Genomic DNA, 4,148 nt, shown 5'->3' with positions numbered 1-4,148 from the left:
CTCGGTGCGGACGGTGCGCGAGCGGCGCTCCCAGTCGTCCAGGAACGTCGTCGCGTCGCCGGGCCCGGGCCGGAAGTCGAGACCCGGTGCTGCGCGCTCTCGAGCACGACCGGGGCTCCGGCGAGGCGCTCCACCGCGGCGAGCACCTCGTCGGGGCCGGCCTCGGCGATGCTGAGCTCGGTGAACGTGTCGTGGACGCGCTGGGACTCGCGCAGCTCGGCCAGCTGCTCGTCGACCAGGCGCTCGCCGACGGCCTGGGTGATCGCGGCGAACCGCACCTCCCGGCGCAGGGCGACCAGCGGCAGGCCCAGCTCGGCGCAGGCGTCGACCAGTGCGCCGGGCAGGTGCTCCCAACGGCGTCCGAGCTCGACCATGAGTCCCACGGCGTCGGAGTCGACCAGGCTCAGGACGAACCCGTGCAGCGCCTCGGCGTTGTCCGGCAGCGCGATGCCGGTGGTGAGCACGAGGTCGCCGCCGCGCAGCAGCGGAGCGATGTCGGCGAGCTCGGTGGTGTGCACCCAGCGCACGGGGCGGTGCAGCAGCGCGTCACCGGCGAGGACCTGCGGGTCGGCGCTGCGCACGACGGCCATCGCCAGGACGTCGGCGAGCACCAGCACGGCAGCCTCCTTCGCCGACGGATCGTCGGACTCGTGACCCTGATCCTACGGAACGTCGGGCGCGCGCCGTGGTCGTCCACGGCAGGATCGTCCCAGGACCACGAGGAGGACCGCATGACCACCACCATCGCGCACTGGGCCGCGGGCGCACCGTTCGCCGGCACCAGCGGCCGCTTCGCCGACGTCACCAACCCGGCCACCGGCCAGGTCACCGGCCGGGTCGCGCTCGCGTCGGCCGAGGACGCCGCGCACGTCATCGCCACCGCCGAGCGGCCGCGCAGGAGTGGGGACGCACCTCGCTGGCCCGCCGCACGCAGGTCGTCTTCGCCTTCCGCGAGCTGCTCAACGCCCGCAAGGAGGAGCTCGCCGCGATCATCACCGCCGAGCACGGCAAGGTGCACAGCGACGCGCTCGGCGAGATCGCCCGCGGCCAGGAGGTCGTGGAGTTCGCCTGCGGCATCTCGCACCTGCTCAAGGGCGGCCAGTCCCCGCAGGTCTCGACCGGCATCGACGTCCACTCGCGCCGCGAGCCGCTCGGCGTCGTCGGCATCATCAGCCCGTTCAACTTCCCGGCCATGGTGCCCATGTGGTTCTTCCCCGTGGCCATCGCCGCCGGCAACGCCGTCGTGCTCAAGCCGAGCGAGAAGGACCCGTCGGCGTCGCTGTGGCTCGCGGCGCTGTGGAAGGAGGCCGGCCTGCCCGACGGCGTCTTCACCGTGCTGCAGGGCGACAAGGTGGCCGTGGACGCGCTGCTGGAGAGCCCGGTCGTGCAGGCGATCAGCTTCGTCGGCTCCACGCCCATCGCCGAGTACGTCTACGAGACCGCCTCGCGCCACGGCAAGCGGGTCCAGGCCCTCGGCGGGGCGAAGAACCACATGGTCGTCCTGCCCGACGCCGACCTCGACGTCGCGGCCGACGCCGCGGTCAACGCCGGCTACGGCAGCGCTGGCGAGCGCTGCATGGCGGTCAGCGTCCTCGTGGCCGTCGGCGAGGTGGCCGACGACCTGGTCGCCCGCATCGCCGACCGCACGCGCACCATCCTGGTCGGCGACGGCAGCGCGGCGGCGAGCGGCGACGGCGAGGCCGACATGGGTCCGCTCGTCACGCAGGCCCACCGCGACCGGGTCGCCTCGTTCATCGACTCCGGCGAGCAGTCCGGCGCGAAGGTCGTCGTCGACGGCCGCGACGTCGCCGCCCGCGGGGCCGAGGGCGGCTTCTACCTCGGTCCGACGCTGTTCGACCACGTCACGCCGGACATGGAGGTCTACCGCGAGGAGATCTTCGGCCCGGTGCTCTCGGTCGTCCGGGTCGACACCTACGACGAGGCCGTCGCGCTGATCAACGCCAACCCCTACGGCAACGGCACCGCGATCTTCACCAACGACGGGGGAGCGGCCCGTCGCTTCGAGTCCGACGTCCACGTCGGGATGATCGGCATCAACGTCCCCGTCCCGGTCCCGGTGGCCTACTACTCCTTCGGTGGCTGGAAGAAGTCGCTGTTCGGCGACACCCACGCGCACGGCGTCGAGGGCGTCCACTTCTTCACCCGCGGCAAGGTCGTCACCAGCCGCTGGATCGACCCGGCCAACCGCCCCGCCGGTGGCCTCGAGCTGGGGTTCCCGCGCAATGTCTGAGCACACGAGCGACCTCGTCGACCACAGCCCCGAGCGCACCCACGAGCTGGACCGGGCGCACGTCTTCCACTCCTGGTCCGCCCAGGGCGCCCTCGACCCGATGGTCGTGACCAAGGCCGAGGGCAGCCACGTCTGGGACGGCGCGGGCAACCGCTACCTGGACTTCACCTCCCAGCTGGTGTTCACCAACCTCGGCCACCAGCACCCGCGGGTGGTCAAGGCGATCCAGGACCAGGCGGCGCACCTGTGCACCGTCGCGCCGGCGTACGCGAACGCCGCGCGCTCGGAGGCGGCGCGGCTCATCGCGTCGCACACCCCGGGCGACCTGGACCGCATCTTCTTCACCAACGGCGGGGCGGACGCCAACGAGCACGCCATCCGCATGGCCCGGCTGCACACCGGACGTCCGAAGGTGCTCTCGACGTACCGCTCGTACCACGGCGGCACGCAGCTCGCGGTCAACGTGACCGGCGACTGGCGCCGGCTGCCCAACGACTCGGCGTCCACCGGCACGGTGCACTTCTTCGGGCCGTACCTGTACCGCTCGGTCTTCCACGCCACCAGCGAGGCCGAGGAGGGGCAGCGCGCGCTGGAGCACCTGGAGCAGACGATCGTCCTGGAGGGGGCCGAGACGATCGCCGCGATCATCCTGGAGTCGATCCCCGGCACGGCCGGCGTGATGGTGCCGCCGCCGGGCTACCTGGCCGGCGTCCGCGAGCTGTGCGACCGGTTCGGCATCGTGCTGATCGCCGACGAGGTCATGGCCGGGTTCGGCCGGGCCGGACGCTGGTTCGCGGTCGAGCACGCGGACGTCGTGCCGGACCTGCTGACCTTCGCCAAGGGCGTCAACTCCGGCTACGTGCCCATGGGCGGCGTCGCGATCAGCCCGGCGATCGCCGCGACGTTCGCCGAGCGGGTGTACCCCGGCGGGCTCACGTACTCCGGCCACCCGCTGGCGGCCGCCGCGGCCGTGGCCACCATCCGCGCGATGGAGGACGACCGGGTGGTCGAGCACGCCGCCGCCCTGGGCTCGGAGGTCTTCGCCCCCGGGCTGGCCGCGCTGCAGGACGCCCACGAGCTGGTCGGCGAGGTGCGCGGCACCGGCGTCTTCTGGGTCGCCGAGCTGGTGGCCGACCGCGCCACCCGCGAGCCCCTGGACGCCGCCACGATGGGCCGCGTCGTCGCGGCCAGCAGGAAGCGCGGCCTGCTGCCCATGGTCAACGCCAACCGCGTGCACCTCGTGCCGCCGCTGACGATCACGGCCGCGCAGGTGCGCGAGGGGCTGGAGGCGCTGGGCGAGGCCCTGGCCGAGGTGTCTGCGTGACGACCCGTCCCAAGGACGCGCTCGCCGGGTCGGTCCTGCGCCCGCTGTGGCTCGACACCCCCGCGCGTCCGGACCCGCGCCCGGCGCTCACCGGGGACGTCGAGACCGACCTGCTGGTGGTCGGCGGCGGGTTCACCGGCCTCTGGACGGCGCTGCGCGCGCTGGAGCGCGACCCGGGACGCCGGGTGCTGCTGGTCGAGCGCGACCGGCTCGCCGAGCACGCCACCGGACGCAACGGCGGGTTCTGCGAGGCCTCGATCACCCACGGCGAGGCGAACGGCCGTGCCCGCTGGCCCGGGGAGTACGACACGCTGCACGCCCTCGGCGTGCGCAACCTCGACGAGATCGCCGCGACGGTGGAGCGCTACGGCATCGACTGCGGGTTCGTCCGCGGCGGACAGCTGTCGGTGGCGACCCGTCCGCACGAGGTCGCGTGGCTCGAGCCGGACGAGCCCGGCTTCCTGGACGCCGACGGCGTCCGCGCCCTCGTCGACTCGCCCACGTACCTGGCCGGGCGCCTGGACGGGCCGCAGGAGTGCGCGCTCGTCGACCCGGCGCGGCTGGCGTGGGGGG

The 4,148-nt window shown here is 73.7% G+C and carries 3 protein-coding genes and 1 pseudogene; 3 read left to right on the top strand and 1 reads right to left on the bottom strand.

Annotated elements, in window-relative coordinates; translation table 11 throughout:
• The coding region (locus AC2W7G_RS10460; RefSeq protein WP_485868377.1) for a PucR family transcriptional regulator ligand-binding domain-containing protein at nt 1-617 on the bottom strand (617 nt) is incomplete at its 3' end.
• Nucleotides 618-731: 114 nt separating this feature from the next.
• Here AC2W7G_RS10460 and AC2W7G_RS10455 point away from each other — a divergent pair.
• The 3 genes and pseudogenes from AC2W7G_RS10455 to AC2W7G_RS10445 form a co-directional block, all read left to right on the top strand.
• Nucleotides 732-2,251, top strand: a pseudogene (locus tag AC2W7G_RS10455) (CoA-acylating methylmalonate-semialdehyde dehydrogenase).
• Complete coding sequence (locus AC2W7G_RS10450) at nt 2,244-3,575, top strand: aminotransferase class III-fold pyridoxal phosphate-dependent enzyme (RefSeq protein WP_485868376.1); 1,332 nt, start codon at nt 2,244-2,246, stop codon at nt 3,573-3,575. Before AC2W7G_RS10455 ends, AC2W7G_RS10450 begins: the two are co-directional and overlap by 8 nt.
• Nucleotides 3,572-4,148 (top strand): NAD(P)/FAD-dependent oxidoreductase (locus AC2W7G_RS10445; protein WP_485868375.1); only part of this gene is annotated, 577 nt, incomplete at its 3' end. The genes AC2W7G_RS10450 and AC2W7G_RS10445, both read left to right, overlap by 4 nt.

This window comes from Aeromicrobium sp. PFPM2_SD2 (assembly GCF_057364525.1).
The sequence above is the reverse complement of the archived record's forward strand: the minus strand, read 5'-3'. Positions and strand labels throughout refer to the sequence as shown.

Bases quoted from the DNA above. Each gene is read 5' to 3' on its own strand.
- AC2W7G_RS10450 (WP_485868376.1), top strand. From the start codon at position 2,244: ATGTCTGAGCACACGAGCGACCTCGTCGACCACAGCCCCGAGCGCACC.